The sequence below is a fragment of the Geobacter sp. PheSNFMC genome (assembly GCF_059620965.1).
In genome coordinates this window covers 59409-75956 of sequence record NZ_JCAMRN010000017.1, presented here as the reverse complement: position 1 = coordinate 75956, position 16548 = coordinate 59409, and the positions used below count along the sequence as shown (strand labels likewise).

The following is a 16548-nucleotide window of genomic DNA, read 5'->3' as shown; positions in this document are numbered from 1 at the left end:
GGTCCGGGGGCTCGTTGCCGAGTCGCCGGCCGCGGGGCAGGCCGTGGAGCTCCACGCGGCGGAGGTGACCGTGATCGGCAGCGCCGACGAACAATATCCCCTGCAGAAAAAGCGCCACACCTTCGAGTACCTGCGGACCATTGCCCACCTGCGTCCCCGCTCCAACACCTTTGGCGCGGTGTTCCGCATCCGCTCGTCGCTGGCCCAGGCGGTCCACCGCTTCTTTGCCGAGCGGGGCTTTCTCTACGTCCATACCCCCATCATCACCACCAGTGACTGCGAAGGGGCGGGCGAACTGTTCCGGGTCACCACGCTCGATCCGTCGGCCCCACCCATGGCAGACGGCGCGGTCGATTTCAGCCAGGATTTCTTCGCGGCCCAGGCGGGCCTCACCGTCAGCGGTCAGCTTGAGGGCGAGCTCTTTGCCCAGGCTTTTTCCGACATCTACACCTTCGGACCTACCTTCAGGGCTGAAAATTCCAACACTCCCCGCCATGCCGCCGAATTCTGGATGATCGAGCCTGAAATGGCCTTTGCCGACCTGAGGGACGATGCCGCGCTGGCCGAGGATTTCTTCCGGTACCTGTGTCGCCACGTACTGGCCAACTGCGCCGAGGACATGGCCTTTTTCAACGAGCACGTGGACCGGGGGCTGCTCGCCCGGGTAAGGCAGGTTGCCGGTTCGTCCTTTGCCATGATGGAGTACGGCGAGGCCATCGAGCACCTGAAGCGGGCAGCAGTCCCCTTCGAGTACCCGGTCGAGTGGGGGCTCGACCTCCAGACCGAGCATGAGCGTTACCTGACTGAGCAGGTGGTGGGCGGGCCGGTCTTCGTGGTCAACTATCCCCGGGAGATCAAGGCATTCTACATGCGCCTGAATGACGACGGCAGAACCGTGGCAGCCATGGATCTGCTGGTGCCCAAGGTGGGCGAAATCATCGGCGGCAGCCAGCGTGAGGAGCGGTGCGATCTTCTGGAAATCCGCATGCGCGAGAGCGGCATCGCTCCCGAGAGCCTCTGGTGGTACCTGGACTCCCGCCGCTGGGGCTCCACCCCCCATGCCGGCTTCGGCCTCGGTTTCGAGCGGCTCATCATGTACCTGACCGGAATGGAGAATATCCGCGACGTGATCCCGTTCCCCCGTACCCCTCGTCACGCGGAGTTTTAAGGATTCCGGCACCTCACTTTCCGGAGCATGCACCATGTTCGTTCATTCGCTCTGCCTCCATCTCCACCTGCCGAGCCATTCCCTCAAGGGGAAGCGGGGGATCGTCAAGAGCATCCTGGCCCGGGCGCGGCAGGATTTCAACGTGTCCACCGCCGAGGTGGACCTCCAGGACGTCCCGGACGAGTCGGTGCTCGCCTTCGCAACGGTCACGGCCGACCGGTCTCCCGGCCGGCATCTTCTGGAACGCCTGGAGGACCGTATCGCCGAGGAGCGCCCCGACGTGACCATTGTCGCGGCCGAGTTCGAGGAGCGTTGACCCAATCGGACGGCCCGTTGATGTGGAGCAGACAAAAAAGATCATATTTATCTTTTTTGGTTGACCTTTTCCGGAATCATGGTAAGGTTGAGACCATGCCCGGCGGCATGTGATCCAATCAAGACCTGTCAAGGAGGAAGCAACCATGGCCTATGAAGCAAAAGACTATTCGAAACTGATCGGGATGGCGGGATTCAGCGAGGCTCTCCTGAAGAACCATTTCACCCTCTACCAGGGGTATGTGACCAATACGAACAAGGTTCTCGACATCCTCGCCAAGATGCTCGCCGACGGTGCCACTGCCACTCCCGAGTATGCAGAGCTGAAGCGGCGCTTGGGATGGGAGTTCAACGGCATGCGGCTCCACGAGATCTATTTCGAGAACCTCGGGGGCAATGGCTCCATCGACCAAGCCGGCAAACTGGCCGCGAAGATCGCCGCCGACTTCGGCAGCTATGAGGCGTGGGAGAAGGATTTCCGGGCCACCGGCGCCATGAGGGGCATCGGCTGGGCGGTGCTCTACCAGGATTCGGCCACCGGCAAGCTCATCAACTTCTGGGTCAATGAGCACGACGTTGCCCATCCCGCCGGCTGTACCCCCATCCTGATCATGGATGTCTTCGAGCATGCGTTCATGCTCGACTACGGCCTCAAGCGTCCCGACTACATCGAGGCATTCTTCAAGAACATCGACTGGAAGGCTGCCGAGGCCCGGTTGAAGTAACATTCGTTCAGACCCGACAGAGGGGGCGCTCACGGCGCCCCCTTTTTTCTTCATGCGACAGGGAGCGTGCCGCCCCGCCGTGGCGGGGCCACAGGAGGTGACAGCCATGAAAGGACTCATCATCAGTGCCGACCAGTTCGAGGATTCGGAACTTCTCGTCCCCTACTACCGGCTTCTGGAAGAGGGGATTGCGGCCCGGATCGCGGCCCCGGTCCGGGGGACCATCACGGGCAAGCACGGCTATGGGGTGACGGCTGACCTGGCGCTTGCCGAGGTTGCTGCCGACGACTACACCATCCTCATCCTGCCGGGGGGAAAGGCTCCCGCTGCCGTGAGGCGGGAGCCGGCGGCCCTGGAGATCTGCCGGAGTTTCTTTGCCCATGCCAAGCCGGTGGCCGCCATCTGTCACGGTCCCCAGACGCTGGTCAGTGCCGGGCTCCTGTCGGGCAGGCGCGCCACCTGCTACCAGTCGGTGGCCGATGAGCTGCGCAGCGCGGGCGCCCTCTACGAGGACAGTGAAGTGGTGGTGGACGGCAATCTGATCACCTCCCGTGAGCCGGCGGATCTCCCGGCGTTCATGCGGGAGATCATGAAAAAGCTGAAGGGATAGGGGCGTAGCGACATGAAGCGACTGCTCCCGGTTGTCATGGTCTTTTGCATGGGCGTGGTGCCGGCCCTGGGTAACGGTGCGGGTGAAACGGTGGAATTCCGCGCAACCATCGGAGACGATGGCGTGCAGCGGGTGCGGATAGTCGGGGGCGAGTACTACTACCGGCCCAACCATATCATCGTCAAGGTGAATGTGCCGGTGGAGATCACGGCGGTCAACGACTCCCGCTTCGTTCCCCACGACCTGATCGTAAAGGCCCCGGAAGCGGGTATGGATTTTCGCATCGACCTGAAAAAGGAGGCGCAGATGGTCCGCTTCACGCCCACCAAGGTCGGGGTCTATCCCATGTACTGCGATAAGAAGCTTCTCTTCTTCGCCAGCCATCGTGAAAAGGGAATGGAAGGAGTGATCGAGGTGGTTGAGTAGATTGCCGACCGGTGGTATGGTGATGCGACGCGCCGGCCCCGCGCCCGGCAGCCACTTTCTCCGTCCGGAGCCAATGCCATGGGTCATGAGGATCTGCAGAAGCTGAAAATCGACAAGGGAGCGGCATTCCGGCCCGCGGCCCGGCGCAGGCCCCTCTACTGGATCGCGGCGGCCGTTGCCCTTGCGCTGCTGCTGGTCCTGTTCGCCACCGGCGTTCTCACGCCGGCCGTGACCGTTGAAACCGGCACCGTGACCCAGGTTTACCCGTCCCAGACCTTTACCCTGCTTAACGCCAGCGGATACGTAGTGGCCCAGCGCAAGGCGGCCGTGGCTGCGAAGCTCACTGGCCGGCTGGTCTGGCTCGGCGTGGAGGAGGGGAGCAGGGTCCGCAAAGGAGATGTGCTGGCCCGGCTGGAGAGCGACGATGCCGCTGCCGGCCGGGACCAGGCGGCCGCCAACCTGGGCACGGCCCGGGCGAGCCTGGATCAGGCCCGGGCCGAGCTGACCGATGCCAGCCAGGCATACGAGCGGCAGAAGCAGCTCGTGCGCGAGGGAATCGTGGCAAAGGCCGACTTTGACGCGGCAGAGGCCCGCTTCCTCCGGGCCCGGGCCGCGGTGACCGCCGCCGAATCGTCCATCCGGGCCGCCTCGGCTGCCCTGCGGGGGGCGGAGGTGAACCTGGAATATTCCCTCATCCGCGCTCCCTTCGATGCCGTGGTTCTGACCAAGAATGCGGATGTGGGCGACATCGTCACCCCCATCGGGGCCGCGGCCGACGCCAAGGCCGCCGTGGTCAGCATCGCCGACCTGGCATCGCTCCAGGTGGAGGCGGACGTCTCGGAATCCAACCTGGCCAAGGTCAAGGAGGGACAGCCGTGCGAGATCCAGCTCGACTCCCTGCCGGATGAGCGCTTCCGGGGCTTCGTCCACATGATCGTCCCCACGGCTGATCGCTCCAAAGCGACAGTCCTGGTGAAGGTCCGCTTTGAGAAACTTGATCCCCGTATCCTCCCCGAGATGAGCGCCAAAGTGGCATTTCTGGAACGGCCCGTGGCCGCGGGGGAAGAGAAGCCGAAGACCGCCGTGAATCCCGCCGCTGTGGCCGATCGGGACGGCCGCACGGTCCTCTTCGTCCTGAAGGGGGACCGGGTGACCGCCGTGCCCGTGACCCTCGGCGCCCGCCAGGGAGACATGGTGGAGGTTGTCTCCGGCGCCAAGGCCGGGGACAGGATTGTTGTCAAGCCCCTGGACAAGCTCAAGGACGGCGCCCGCGTCAAAACGGCGGAAAAGTAGATGAGCGAAGCGCGGGAACCCATCGTCGCCATCCGCAATCTTTCCAAGTCCTACCGCCGGGGGGCGCAACTGATCCCGGTACTCCAGGACATTACCCTGGACATCGCGGCCGGGGAGTTCCTGGCGCTCATGGGACCGTCCGGTTCGGGGAAGAGCACGCTCCTGAACCTGGTTGCGGGGATCGACAAGGCCGACGCGGGGACCATCACCATCGGCGGCGTGGAGATCACGACCCTCTCCGAGGCCGCACTGGCCTCCTGGCGGGCCGCGCACGTGGGGTTCATCTTCCAGTTCTACAACCTGATTCCGGTGCTGACGGCCTTCGAGAACGTGGAGTTGCCGCTGCTTCTCACGGGGCTTTCCCGACGGCAGCGGCGCGAGCACGTGGCAACCGTCCTCTCGCTGGTGGGGCTCGCCGACCGGATGGATCACTATCCCTCCCAGCTCTCGGGGGGGCAGCAGCAGCGGGTGGCCATCGCCCGGGCCATGGTGACCGATCCGGACATCCTCGTGGCCGACGAGCCCACCGGCGACCTGGACCGGGTTTCGGCGGGAGAGGTGCTGACCCTCATGGAACGCCTGGTGTCAGGGTTCGGCAAGACCATCATCATGGTTACCCACGATCCCCGGGCCGCAGAGCAGGCCCACCGGCTCCTCCACCTGGAGAAGGGTGAACTGACCGACGGGGCCGGCTAGCCGATGTTCATCATCAAGCTCCTCATCCGCAACGCCTTTCGCCACAAGCTCCGGACCGGGCTTACCATCGTGGGGGTTGCCATCGCCATTGTGGCCTTCGGCCTGTTGCGGACCCTGGTGGACCTCTGGTACGCGGGGGTTGAGGCGTCCTCTGCCTCCCGTCTCATTACGCGCAACTCCATCTCTCTCGTTTTCCCCCTCCCCATTTCCTACAAGGACCGGATCCGCCAGGTGCCGGGGGTTCGCGACGTGTCCTGGGGCAACTGGTTCGGCGGCATCTACAAGGAAGAGAAGAATTTTTTCCCCAGTTTTGCCGTGGAGCCACGCAGTTTCCTGGCCATGTACCCGGAGTACCGGGTCGACCCCGTGGAGATGAAGTCCTTCCTCCTGGACCGGAAGGGAGCCATGGTGGGAGCCAAGACCGCCGAGCGTTTCGGCTGGAAGGTGGGGGATCAGGTGACGCTCCGGGGGACCATCTTCCCCGGACAGTGGGAATTCGTTGTCCGGGGCATCTACCATGGGGCAGCCAAGAGCACCGATGAGACCCAGTTCTTCTTCCACTGGGACTACCTGAACGAGGTCATACGGCGGACGGTACCCCGGCGGGCCGATCAGGCGGGGTATTACATCATCGAGCTGAAAAAGCCTGATCAGGCGGCGGAGGTCTCCCTGGCCGTGGATGCCACCTTCAGGAATTCCCTGGCCGAGACCCTGACCGAGACGGAACGGGCATTCCAGATGAGCTTCGTGTCCATGACCGAGGCCATCGTCATCGCCATTCAGATCGTTTCCTACGTGGTAATCGTCATCATCATGGTCGTGGCGGCAAACACCATGGCCATGACGGCCCGGGAGCGGATTCCCGAGTACGCCACCCTCAAGACCCTCGGTTTCGGCGGATTCCACATCGCGGGAGTGATCTTCGGCGAATCGCTCGTCATCGCCATGGCGGGCGGAGTGACCGGGGTGATTCTCACCTTTCCCGCGGCCCGCTGGATCGAAACCGAGCTGTCCCAGTTTTTTCCCGTGTTCACGGTGGCGCCGTCCACCATCTGCATGGACCTGGCGGCAGCCTTCATCGTGGGGGCGGTGGCCGGCATCTTCCCCACCTGGCGCGGGGTGACCATCCGTATCGCCGAGGGTCTCAGGAGAATCGGATAGTGGGAATCCCTTACTCTTACAGCCTGCGCAATCTCTGGACCCGGCGCCTCACTACCGTGCTGACGGCATCGGGCATGGCGCTGGTGGTCTTCGTGTTCGCGGCGACTCTCATGCTCTCCGAGGGCCTGCGCAAGACCCTGGTGGACACCGGCTCGTGGGACAACGTGGTGGTGATCCGCAAGTCCGCCCAGACGGAGGTTCAGAGCGGGGTTGACCGCTCCCAGGCGGCCATCGTGGAAACCCAGCCCGAGGTGGCCATGGCGGAGGGGCAGCGACTGGTGGCCAAGGAACTTGTGGTGCTCATCAGCCTGCCGAAACGGGGCACGGGAAAGCCGTCCAACGTGGTGATCCGGGGCATCGGCGCGCCCTCGCTCCTGCTGAGACCCCAGGTGAAGCTTAGGGAGGGTCGGATGCCCCGGCCCGGCTCGGCGGAGATCATCGCCGGGGCGAGCATTGCCAAGCGGTTCCAGGGGGGAGGGATCGGCGAAACCCTGCGCTTCGGCATGCGGGATTGGACCGTGGTGGGTATCTTCGATGCCGGCAACACGGGTTTTTCCTCGGAGATATGGGGGGACGTGGATCAGTTGATGCAAGCCTTCCGGCGCCCGGTCTACTCGTCGGTCATCTTCAAACTCAGGGATGCCGCCGAGTTCGATCGCGTCAAGGCCAGGTTGGAGGCGGACCCGCGCCTCACCGTGGAGGCGAAGCGCGAGATCCGCTTCTATGCCGACCAGTCGGAAGCCATGGCCACGTTCCTGAACATCCTGGGTGTGACCCTCACGGTAATTTTTTCACTGGGCGCGGTCATCGGCGCCATGATCACCATGTATGCCGCCGTGGCCAACCGGATCACCGAGATCGGTACGTTGCGCGCCCTCGGTTTCCAGCGGCGGAGCATTCTGGGGGCGTTCATCCTGGAGGCGCTGTTTCTGGGACTTCTGGGCGGGGTGGTGGGGATCTTTTTCGCCTCGTTCATGCAACTGGTGACCATCTCAACCATGAACTGGCAGACCTTTTCGGAGCTGGCGTTCAGCTTTACCCTTACCCCCCGCATCATCGGCGCGTCGCTGGTGTTTTCCCTGGTCATGGGGTTCGTGGGGGGGCTGCTCCCGGCGTTCCGGGCAGCGCGGATGAACATCGTGGACGCCCTGCGGGCGAGCTGAAAGGGGGCTCAGAGGCCGAGCCGCGTCCGCGCGTCGAGCAGATAGGCCCTGACCGCGCCGGAGCTCTCCAGGGCCAGGACTTCCCGCGCCACTTCTTCGGCCATGGTGCTGGAAAGGGCGCGGATGGTCTGTTTCACCACCGGGATGGAGGGGGCCGAGAGGCTGAATTCCCTGATGCCCATGCCGAACAGGAGCACTGCATTGATGGGGTCGGCCGCCATCTCGCCGCAGATGGAAACCGGCTTGCCCGCAGCCGTTGCCGTGTCGACCACGCGCTTGATGGAGTGGAGCACCGCCGGCTGGTAGGGATCGTAGTAGCGGCTCACCTTGGGATTGTTCCGGTCGGCCGCCATGGTGTACTGGATCAGGTCGTTAGTGCCGATGCTGAAGAAATCCACCTCCCGGATCAGGATGTGGGCCGTCTGCACCGCGGCCGGCAGTTCCACCATGATGCCCAGCTCGAGGTTCTGGTCGAAGGGCACCCCCTCGCGGCTAAGCTCGCTACGCACCTCGTTCATGATCTTTTTGATCTGCCAGATCTCGCCGATGCTCGACACCATGGGGAACATGAGCTTGATTTTCCCGTGGGCCGATGCCAGCAGGATCCCTGCCAACTGGACCCGGAAGATATCCTCCCGCTCCAGGGATACGCGGATGGAGCGCCATCCCATGAACGGATTGTCTTCCTTGGGCATGGGGAAATAGGGGAGGGTCTTGTCGCCGCCGATGTCCAGGGTCCGGATGGTGACCGGATTGGGCGAGAACCCCTCCAGGACGCGTCGGTAGAGGCTGAACAGGGCGTCCCGGGAGGGAAAGGCCGAACGGGTCATGTAGGGGAACTCGGTCCGGTAGAGTCCGACCCCTTCGGCGCCGTTGGCCTGGGCGATCCTGATGTCGCTCAGCAGGCCGATGTTGGCCCGCAGCCAGACCTGTTCGCCGTCCAGGGTCACTGCGGGCACGTCCCGCAGTTCTTCCAGCTCGCGCAGTCTGACGCTGAAGTCGGCCTCCAGCCGTGCATACTCCTCTTTGACCTTGGCGCTGGGGTTGATGTAGACATGCCCCGAGCTGCCGTCCACGATCACCTCATCCTTGAGCCCGAGGTTCTGCAACGCTCCGCCCACCCCCACCACCGCCGGGATGCCGAGGGACTTGGCCATGATCGCCGCATGGGAGTTCACGTCCCCTCTTTCGGTCACAATGCCGAGAATCTTGTCGTGGTCAAGGGTGGCCATGTCGGAGGGGAGTATTTCGCGGGCCACGATGATGCGCCGTTCCCGGAGCTTGGGAACGGGCTTGCACGAGCCGTCCAGGCACGAGATGATCCTGCGGCGGATGTCTTCCATGTCGGCGGAGCGTTCCCGGAGGTAGGGGTCTTCCATCTGGGAAAAGGCGTTCACGTAGTGGGCAACCGCCTCGTTCACCGACCGCACCGCGCCGTAATCCTGCTCGATAAAATCCATGACCCGGGCGATGAAACCCCGATCCTCCAGGATCATCAGGTGGGTGTGGAAGATGGCGGCATCCTCTTTGGAGAGGGTCTCGGCCACCCGCTTCTCCATATAGATCGTTTCGATCCGGGCCTTTTCCAGGGCCATGAGAAAGCGGCGGCGCTCCTCGCTGGTGGGACGCACCGTGGCCACTTCCATGCCGTCGGCCACCGAATGATCGATGACCGCCACCTTGCCCACGGAGAAACCCGAGGAAACGGGAGTCCCCATCAGGTGCAGCGAGCGGCGCTCCCTGCCGCGGGCCTTGCGTGTCTTTCCCGTTGGCGCGCCGATGGATTTGAGTTTTTCCAGCTCCCGCTCCAGTCGGTCCCGCTCTTCCTCATTGCGGCGGATGGAGTCCAGGAGCTTGGCGTTGATGACAATGCTCGTGATCTGGTAGGCAATGGTGGAGAGTGTGCTGACCTCTTCCTGGTGGAAGGTCCGCTGCTCCCTGGTCTGGATGACGATTACGCCGATGGGGGTCCCCCGATGGAGCAAGGGCATGCCGAGGAATGAGTTGAAGCGCTCCTCCTTGGTCTCGGGAAAATACTTGTAGCGGGGGTGAAGGGGGGCATTGTCGGTGGCGACGATCCCCTCTTGCTGCACCACGAGCCCCGAGAGCCCCTCGGAGATCTTCATGGTGATCCGTCCCACGGAGCTCTTGGAGAGTCCGCGGGTCGCGGCCAGGCGCAGGGTTTCGCCGTCCTGCTCCAGCAGGTAGATGGAGCAGACGTCGGTGCCGATCCGCTTGGCAACCATCTGCACGATGTTGTCCAGGGTTTCCTGGAGATCGTGGGAATGGAGGATGAGGGCGCTTATGTCCTCCAGAATGCGCAGTCCGGTCGCTTCGAGTCGTTCGTCGGCCATGGTGTGCAGTGCCCTCGACGTAAAGTCCGCTCATTATATTCCATGAACGACCCGAAAGGAAAGCACGTTTAACGCCCCGGAACCCGGAAATGGGCTGAAAGGTGGCAACGTTCGATTCTTTCTGCTATAGTGTGCCGCGACGTATGACGCTATCCGGGGGGTGAGAGCATGACCGAAACGAACAATGAACTGCTGGCAAAAGGGATCAGCCTTGCCGAAGGGGGCGATTTCGCCGCTGCCGAAGCGCTGTTCAGGACCTGTGTGGAAAGGGCTCCCGATGACCCCGAAGGCTACTTTTACCTGGGAGAGGCCCTTATGGAAGAGGGCAAGCTCACAGAAGCCCGCCAGCAGTACGAGAAGGGGCTCGCCCTGGCCCCGGAAGACGTGGATGCCCAGATCGCCCTTGGCGACATCTGTCTGGAGTTGGGAGAGCACGAGGCCGCCCTGGCCGCCTACCGGCGCGCTGTGGAACTCGACCCCCGCAACGCCGACGGCCATGTCAACATCGGCCTCGTCTACAACGCCCTGGAAGAGACCAGCAAGGCGATCGAGTCGTTTGAAAAGGCCCTGGAGATCGATCCGGCCAATGTCTTCGCGTACAATGGCCTGGGTGATGCCTGGTACGGGCTCGGTGAGCGGGAAAAGTCCATAGACGCCTTCCGCAAGGGGATCGAGCTCGATCCAACCGATGCGGCGGCCCATTTCAACCTGGGCGAGCTCTACTACGATCTCGGCGAGATCGAGGAGGCCGAGAAGGAGTGCCTCGAAGCGGTCAGGCTCGATCCCGACTTCACCATGTCCTATCTCACCCTCGGCAGCCTCTGCATGGACGACGAGCGGGTAAAGGACGCCATCAGGTATCTGGAGCTCTATCTGAAAAAGGAGAAATCTCCCCAGGCCCGCGAGACCGTGGACGAGGTCAAGGCCGTGCTGGAGGGGCTGCGGGCCGAGGTGGCCGGCAAACCCTGATTTTTTGCCATTCCTTCTTTGAATCGCCGCAATGTGCGGTACCATTTAAGTAGCGATGAATGAACGAAAGGAGGGATCAGGTCATGTCGGAAGAAAAGAACAACACCGTGGTGGTCGGAGCGCTCATGCTCATTGCGGGAGGCATCCTGGGTGCGGGAGCGGCGCTTCTCTTTGCTCCCCAATCGGGCAAGAAGACCCGCCGGGATATCAAAAAGTACGTTCGGCGCGCCAGGAACGAGGCCGAGGAGATGGTGGAGGATTTCACCGACAAGGTTTCGGACGTGGTCGATTCCCTGAATGACCGGACCCAGGAGATTCTGGAGCGGGGTAAGGACATTACCCAGGACGTGAAGAAAGACCTGCTCAAGGCGTTTGAGGATGGCAAGGATCGCCTGGAGAAGGAGCGGACCCGGCTGGCGAAGATGCTGGGTTGAGCCGGCGCGTACTCATGCGGTAAAGAGGCGGGACGAGATCCCGTCTCTTTTTTTCATTTCTCCGCCAGCACGATATCCCCGTACCAGGCGGTCGCTTCACCGCCGGTGTTGTCGGAATCGGTCATGAGCGCCACCCCCTCCGCCCTCGGTGGCTCCTCGCCGAAGAGCCTCACGTAGTCCTCATAGACGTTCCTCTCCTCTGAAAGCCATTTCCCCGCGCCGGCGCCGCCGCTTTCCACCGCCACCATCATCACGTTCCGTGGGGCGAAGGGGTTCGGAGTCGAGGCTCCCTTGGGAAGCCGGTTTGCCCAGATGTAGTTGATCGCCCTCGTTTGCCAGAAGAAGGTGCCGGGAAAAATTACATAGACCCGCGCCGCGTAGTCGTCTCCTCCCTTGACTCCTTCATCCCCCCTGGTCAGCGTGCCGGCGACCTTCCACGACCAGCGCAGCCACGGCTGTGCCTTCGGGTCGAAACTCATCGTTCTGACCAGTCCCGACGCCGAGCCCCGGCTCTGCGCCTTCAGGACAGTCCGCTCTCCATCCTTCACCAGCGAGTAGGTCGTTTTTCTTTTTCCCCGGAACGTCTGCTCTTGCCAGCCGGTCAGGTCTCCGGCACTGAAACGGCCCACCGTCATGGCGGCCGCGGTGTCGGCAAGGGTCAGCAGCAGGGCTGTGGCGACGATTCTTCCCATGGCGTTCCTCCCGTGAGAGCCAGTGTAGCAGGTCAGGCAGCGGGGCGAAAGATCCGCCGCGCCATAAACTCACCATCGGCGGTTGCCGTTCGCTCCGGTCTGGTAGACTTGTCACTGGGCAGGCGGCATGATCTTCACGACGGCATGTGGCCGAAACGGGAGCGAAAACCAATGGGCAATGAAAGGCGGCACCACGATGAACAGCGGATCGAACGCATCTTTTCGGCGGACCGGCGGACGCTTCCGCCAGACGGCGGTCCATACTTCAACCGGCTCATCTTTGCCACGAGCCCCTATCTCCTTCAGCACGCCGACAACCCGGTGGAGTGGTATCCCTGGGGGGAGGAGGCCTTTGCGCGGGCACGGGCCGAGGACCGTCCGGTTTTCCTTTCCATCGGCTACGCCACCTGCCACTGGTGCCACGTCATGGCGGCCGAGTCCTTCGACGATGCCGAGATTGCCGCGGTCCTGAACCGGGAGTACGTGCCGGTGAAGGTCGACCGGGAGGAGCGCCCCGATATCGACGATACCTACATGCGCGTCGCGCAGATGATGAACGGCAGCGGCGGCTGGCCCCTCACCATCATCATGACCCCCGACCGGCAACCTTTCTTTGCCGCCACCTATATTCCCCGGCGCTCCCGGGGCGGCATGCCGGGGCTGATCGATCTCCTGGAAAAGATTGCCGATGTCTGGCGGCAGCGGCGGGACGTGATCAGGCAGAACTGTTCCGCCATCATGGATGCCCTGGTGCGGTTCAACTCCGTCCGCCCAGCCGCCGCCGAGGATGAGGCGCCGCTCCACGGTGCGCGACGGCAGTTGGCGGATATCTATGACGGCGAGTCCGGCGGCTTCGGCGGTGCGCCCAAGTTTCCCATGGCCCTGAACCTCTCCTTTCTCCTGCGCTATGGCCAGCGATACGGCGACGGCGAGGCCGTGGCCATGGCCACGGATACCCTCACCGCCATGGCGCAGGGAGGCATCCGGGATCACCTGGGCGGCGGTTTTCACCGCTACACCGTGGATGGCCGCTGGCTCGTGCCGCATTTCGAGAAAATGCTCTACGACCAGGCCCTCTGCACCCTTGCGCTGGTCGAGGCCGCACAGGTTACGGGGAACAGTGCCTTCAGGGATCTGGCACAGGAAACCTGCAGCTTTGTCCTGCGGGAGCTCTCCGCGCCGGCCGGGGGCTTCTACTCGGCTCTGGATGCCGATTCCGAGGGAAGGGAGGGGGCCTGTTACCTCTGGACTCCCGCCCAGGTGCGGGAGGTCCTCGGGGCGGCAGACGGCGAATTGTTCTGTCGCCTCTATGATGTTACCGAGCAGGGAAATTTCGAGGGGGCGAACGTGCTCCACCTTCCCCGAGCCCCCGGTGCCTTTGCCCGAATCGAGGGAGTTGATCCCCACGACCTGTGGGAGCGGAGCGACCGCTGGCGCGCCCTGCTTCTGGAGGCGCGGGAGCGGCGGCCGCGCCCCTTCCGCGACGAGAAGATCATAACCGGCTGGAACGGACTCATGGTTGCGGCCCTGGCCCGCACGTTCCTGATCTGCGGCGATGAGCGTCTGCTGGAGGGCGCCGAACGCGCGGTGCGGCGTGTGAGTATTGATCTCCGTACGCCGGCAGGACGGCTGGTGCGCAGTTGTCATCGGGGCGAGGCGAGCGGTCCCGGTTTCCTGGAGGACTATGCATTTTTCATTCGCGGCCTCCTTGAACTGCACGAAGCCACCCTCGACCCCCGGCATCTGGCCCTGGCACGCTCGCTGACCCACGACATGCTCCGGCTTTTCGGCGACAACGGGGGAGGGCTCTTTGATACGGGGAGCGATGCGGAAACGATCCTCGTGCGGGGCAAGGACGCGCTGGACGGCGCCATTCCTTCGGGCAACGCCATGGCTGCCTCGGTTCTGATCCGCCTCGGCAGGATAACCGGTCACGGCGTATTCGAGGAGGCAGGGCGCGGCATCATCCGGGCGTTTCTGGACGGAGCAACCCGACAGCCCGCAGCACACATCCATCTCCTCTGCGCCCTGGGCGAACTCCTGACCGACCCGTTCGAGGTCGTGATCGCCGCGGCGACCAGGCCGCATGCCGTGCGGGAACTGCTCCGGATCCTCGGTGGCCGCCTGATTCCCGGACTGGTCCTGAGGGAGCGGGAAGAGGATGCGCCGGCCAGGGGGGAGGGCGGAAGCAGGGGCATCGCCCGTGTCTGCGCGGCCGGTGCCTGTCTGCCGCCGGTCACGGAGCCCGAAGGGTTGGAGGATATCCTGGGCCGGCACGTCATCCGGCCGTCGGGACAGAGGTGAAACGCTGAAAAAGTTCCCAAAGACCCGGCGACTGTGGTACATACCTCCCCTGATCACATTCTCCAGGGGAGCCCATGTCTGAAAAGAAGCAGATAGCCCGGGCCGCCGGCGTCCTCGGCCTGGCAACCATCATCTCCCGCATCATGGGGATGGTGCGCGACATGGCCGTTTCCCGGTTCTTCGGCGCCGGCCTCCAGACCGACGCCTTTTTCGCCGCCTTTCAGATTCCCAATATGCTGCGCCGGTTTTTCGCCGAGGGGGCCCTCACGTCGGCATTCGTGCCGACCTTCTCCGAGTGGCACTCCCAGCGAAGCCCCGAGGAGGCGCGCGAGCTCGCCAACGTCTGCTTCACGCTTCTCACCATTGTCATGGCGGGCGTGACTCTGGCGGGGATCCTGCTCGCCCCCGGCATCGTCTCGGTCATGTTTCCCGGGTTCAGGGCCGATCCGGCCAAGTTCGGGCTCACGGTCTTTCTCAACCGGCTCATGTTTCCGTATATTTTCTTCATTAGCCTGCTGGCGCTCTGCATGGGGATACTCAATACGGTTCGCCACTTTTTCACCCCGGCCATCTCCACCGTGTTCCTGAACGTTTCCATGATTCTCTGTGCCTGGCTGCTTCGCGATCGGTTCGCGGTGCCGATCACCGCCCTGGCCGTGGGGGTCCTGCTGGGGGGGGTCCTTCAGCTTCTCCTTCAACTGCCGGTGCTCTACCGCAAGGGATTCCCGCTCCGCGTCCGTTTCGATCTCCACCATCCCGCGGTACGGCGCATCGCCCTTCTCATGGGACCGTCGGTTTTCGGGGTTGGGGTCTACTACCTGAACATCACCGTGGGCAATATCCTTGCCTCGCTCCTTCCCGAGGGAAGCGTCTCGTACCTCTACTACGCCCAGCGGCTGTTCGAGTTTCCCCAGGGGATCTTCACCGTCTCCGTGGCCCAGGCGGTCCTGCCCTCCCTGAGCCGGCAGGCGGCGGCCGGCGACATGGATGCCTTCCGGGAATCTCTCGTTTTCGGCCTGCGGCTCACCCTGTTCGTCACCATTCCGGCCACGGTGGGCCTCATGGTCTGCGCCACCCCCATCTTCAGCCTCCTTTTCATGGGGGGGGAGTTCGACTATGCCCAGGCCGCCAATGCGGGAATCGCCCTGTTCTACTACGCCCTTGGGCTTTCGCTCGTGGCCCTGGTGCGGGTTCTGGTCCCCGCGTTTTACGCTCTCAAGGATACGAGGACGCCGGTCATGGTCGCTTTTGTCGCCTTCATCATGAACGCCATCGCCAGCCTCATCCTCATGAAGCCCCTCGCCCACGGCGGACTGGCCCTGGCTTCTTCCCTGTCCGCCCTTGCCAACATGGGGCTCCTTCTGGTCCTCCTGCGGCGGAAAATCGGTCCCTTCGGCGGCAGGGCCCTGGTCCGTTCAGGCATGAAGGTGCTTGCGGCATCCCTGCCCATGGCGCTGGCGGTCCGCTGGATGGTGGCGCTTATCGACTGGTCACTGCCGGGGGAAAAGATGCTCAAGGGAGTAGTTCTGCTCGGTGCCGTGGGCGTGGGCGTCGTGTTGTTTCTTGCAGCCGCCTCGTTGCTCCGCAGCGAAGAGACGCGCGAACTGGCGGCACACCTTAGAAGGAGGTTCGCTCGATGACGGGAACAGCGGCGCGCAACGAGGTGTATGTGTCCTTTTTCGAGGCGCCGGTGGGAGTCGGTGCCGTGGTGGCGGGCAGGAGGGGACTCAGGGAGGTGTTCCTCCCCTTCAGGGTCGCCACGCGGGAGGATATGGCCGCAACCGTCCGCAGCCGCTACCCCCGCCTGGCAGGCGAAAATTCCCTCGGCCGCGAGGCGGCTCGTCAGCTTGTTGCGTACTTTGCAGGCGAGGCGGTTGAGTTCACGGTTCCTCTCGACGAGGAGCACGTTACGCCGTTTCGGAAAAAGGTGTACGAGATCGTACGCGGCATAGGGAGGGGCCAGGTCATGACCTACGGCCAGGTAGCCGTTGCCGCGGGCAGCCCCGGCGCTGCCCGGGGGGTTGGCTCGGCCATGGCCGCCAATCCCCTTCCCGTCATCATTCCCTGTCATCGGGTGGTGGGGGCGGGTGGCGCCCTTACCGGCTATTCGGGGGCCGGCGGGATCGACTCCAAGCGCTGGCTTCTGGAGCTGGAAGCAAATGTCGTGTCCGGGGAGTGAGAAATCGGGCAGTTATGCACAGCTTTCCGATGGAACGCCTGCTTTCGTGAAGCCTGGGT

Annotated in this window: 16 protein-coding genes; 14 read left to right on the top strand and 2 right to left on the bottom strand. The window is 63.6% G+C overall.

The genetic code is table 11. The annotated features are described in order from the left end of the window. The 9 genes from asnS to AC6CDK_RS05695 form a co-directional block, all read left to right on the top strand. Positions 1–1168: asparagine--tRNA ligase (gene asnS / locus AC6CDK_RS05735; protein ID WP_496639768.1), on the top strand; the 1168-nt coding region annotated here is incomplete at its 5' end. A gap of 34 nt (positions 1169–1202) precedes the next feature. Further along, positions 1203–1484, top strand: coding sequence for a DUF503 domain-containing protein (locus AC6CDK_RS05730; RefSeq protein ID WP_039645684.1), 282 nt, complete (start codon positions 1203–1205; stop codon positions 1482–1484). 145 nt (positions 1485–1629) lie between these two features. Continuing rightward, complete coding sequence (locus AC6CDK_RS05725; protein ID WP_039645682.1) at positions 1630–2208, top strand: superoxide dismutase; 579 nt, start codon at positions 1630–1632, stop codon at positions 2206–2208. Positions 2209–2314: 106 nt separating this feature from the next. After that, positions 2315–2818 carry a type 1 glutamine amidotransferase domain-containing protein gene (locus AC6CDK_RS05720; protein ID WP_039645680.1) on the top strand — a complete coding sequence of 168 codons (504 nt, stop codon included), beginning with the start codon at positions 2315–2317 and terminating at the stop codon, positions 2816–2818. 12 nt (positions 2819–2830) lie between these two features. Then, entirely contained in the window at positions 2831–3244 is a 414-nt protein-coding gene (locus AC6CDK_RS05715) for a cupredoxin domain-containing protein (RefSeq protein ID WP_039645679.1), read from the top strand. A 78-nt stretch (positions 3245–3322) separates the two neighbouring features. Next, positions 3323–4537: an efflux RND transporter periplasmic adaptor subunit gene (locus AC6CDK_RS05710; RefSeq protein ID WP_192905986.1), complete on the top strand. Its 1215-nt coding sequence runs from the start codon at positions 3323–3325 to the stop codon at positions 4535–4537. Next, on the top strand, positions 4538–5233 hold the full coding sequence (locus tag AC6CDK_RS05705; RefSeq protein ID WP_039645675.1) for an ABC transporter ATP-binding protein: 696 nt from the start codon (positions 4538–4540) through the stop codon (positions 5231–5233). It begins immediately after the preceding gene. 3 nt (positions 5234–5236) lie between these two features. Further along, positions 5237–6394: an ABC transporter permease gene (locus AC6CDK_RS05700; protein ID WP_039645674.1), complete on the top strand. Its 1158-nt coding sequence runs from the start codon at positions 5237–5239 to the stop codon at positions 6392–6394. After that, positions 6394–7557: an ABC transporter permease gene (locus AC6CDK_RS05695; protein ID WP_039645672.1), complete on the top strand. Its 1164-nt coding sequence runs from the start codon at positions 6394–6396 to the stop codon at positions 7555–7557. The genes AC6CDK_RS05700 and AC6CDK_RS05695 overlap by 1 nt, the downstream gene beginning before the upstream one ends. A gap of 8 nt (positions 7558–7565) precedes the next feature. Here the strand turns inward: AC6CDK_RS05695 and ptsP are convergent, their stop codons facing one another. Beyond that, on the bottom strand, positions 7566–9911 hold the full coding sequence (ptsP, locus tag AC6CDK_RS05690; protein WP_039645670.1) for a phosphoenolpyruvate--protein phosphotransferase: 2346 nt from the start codon (positions 9909–9911) through the stop codon (positions 7566–7568). Positions 9912–10079: 168 nt separating this feature from the next. On the opposite strand from ptsP, the gene AC6CDK_RS05685 reads away from it, so the two are divergent. Both AC6CDK_RS05685 and AC6CDK_RS05680 read left to right on the top strand, forming a co-directional pair. Next, positions 10080–10880 carry a tetratricopeptide repeat protein gene (locus AC6CDK_RS05685; protein WP_039645668.1) on the top strand — a complete coding sequence of 267 codons (801 nt, stop codon included), beginning with the start codon at positions 10080–10082 and terminating at the stop codon, positions 10878–10880. Positions 10881–10963: 83 nt separating this feature from the next. Next, positions 10964–11314, top strand: a complete 351-nt coding sequence (locus AC6CDK_RS05680; protein ID WP_039645666.1) for a YtxH domain-containing protein — start codon at positions 10964–10966, stop codon at positions 11312–11314. A gap of 53 nt (positions 11315–11367) precedes the next feature. On the opposite strand, the gene AC6CDK_RS05675 is transcribed toward AC6CDK_RS05680, so the two are convergent. Then, positions 11368–12006 carry a DUF3047 domain-containing protein gene (locus tag AC6CDK_RS05675; RefSeq protein WP_496639765.1) on the bottom strand — a complete coding sequence of 213 codons (639 nt, stop codon included), beginning with the start codon at positions 12004–12006 and terminating at the stop codon, positions 11368–11370. A gap of 171 nt (positions 12007–12177) precedes the next feature. On the opposite strand from AC6CDK_RS05675, the gene AC6CDK_RS05670 reads away from it, so the two are divergent. The 3 genes from AC6CDK_RS05670 to AC6CDK_RS05660 all read left to right on the top strand — a co-directional run bounded on the left by AC6CDK_RS05670 (position 12178) and on the right by AC6CDK_RS05660 (position 16489). Continuing rightward, positions 12178–14310 (top strand): thioredoxin domain-containing protein, encoded by a 2133-nt coding sequence (locus tag AC6CDK_RS05670; protein WP_039645662.1) that lies wholly within the window; start codon positions 12178–12180, stop codon positions 14308–14310. Positions 14311–14384: 74 nt separating this feature from the next. After that, positions 14385–15950, top strand: a complete 1566-nt coding sequence (gene murJ / locus AC6CDK_RS05665; RefSeq protein WP_066357667.1) for a murein biosynthesis integral membrane protein MurJ — start codon at positions 14385–14387, stop codon at positions 15948–15950. Then, entirely contained in the window at positions 15947–16489 is a 543-nt protein-coding gene (locus AC6CDK_RS05660) for a methylated-DNA--[protein]-cysteine S-methyltransferase (RefSeq protein ID WP_039645658.1), read from the top strand. Before murJ ends, AC6CDK_RS05660 begins: the two co-directional genes overlap by 4 nt. Positions 16490–16548 lie beyond the last annotated feature (59 nt).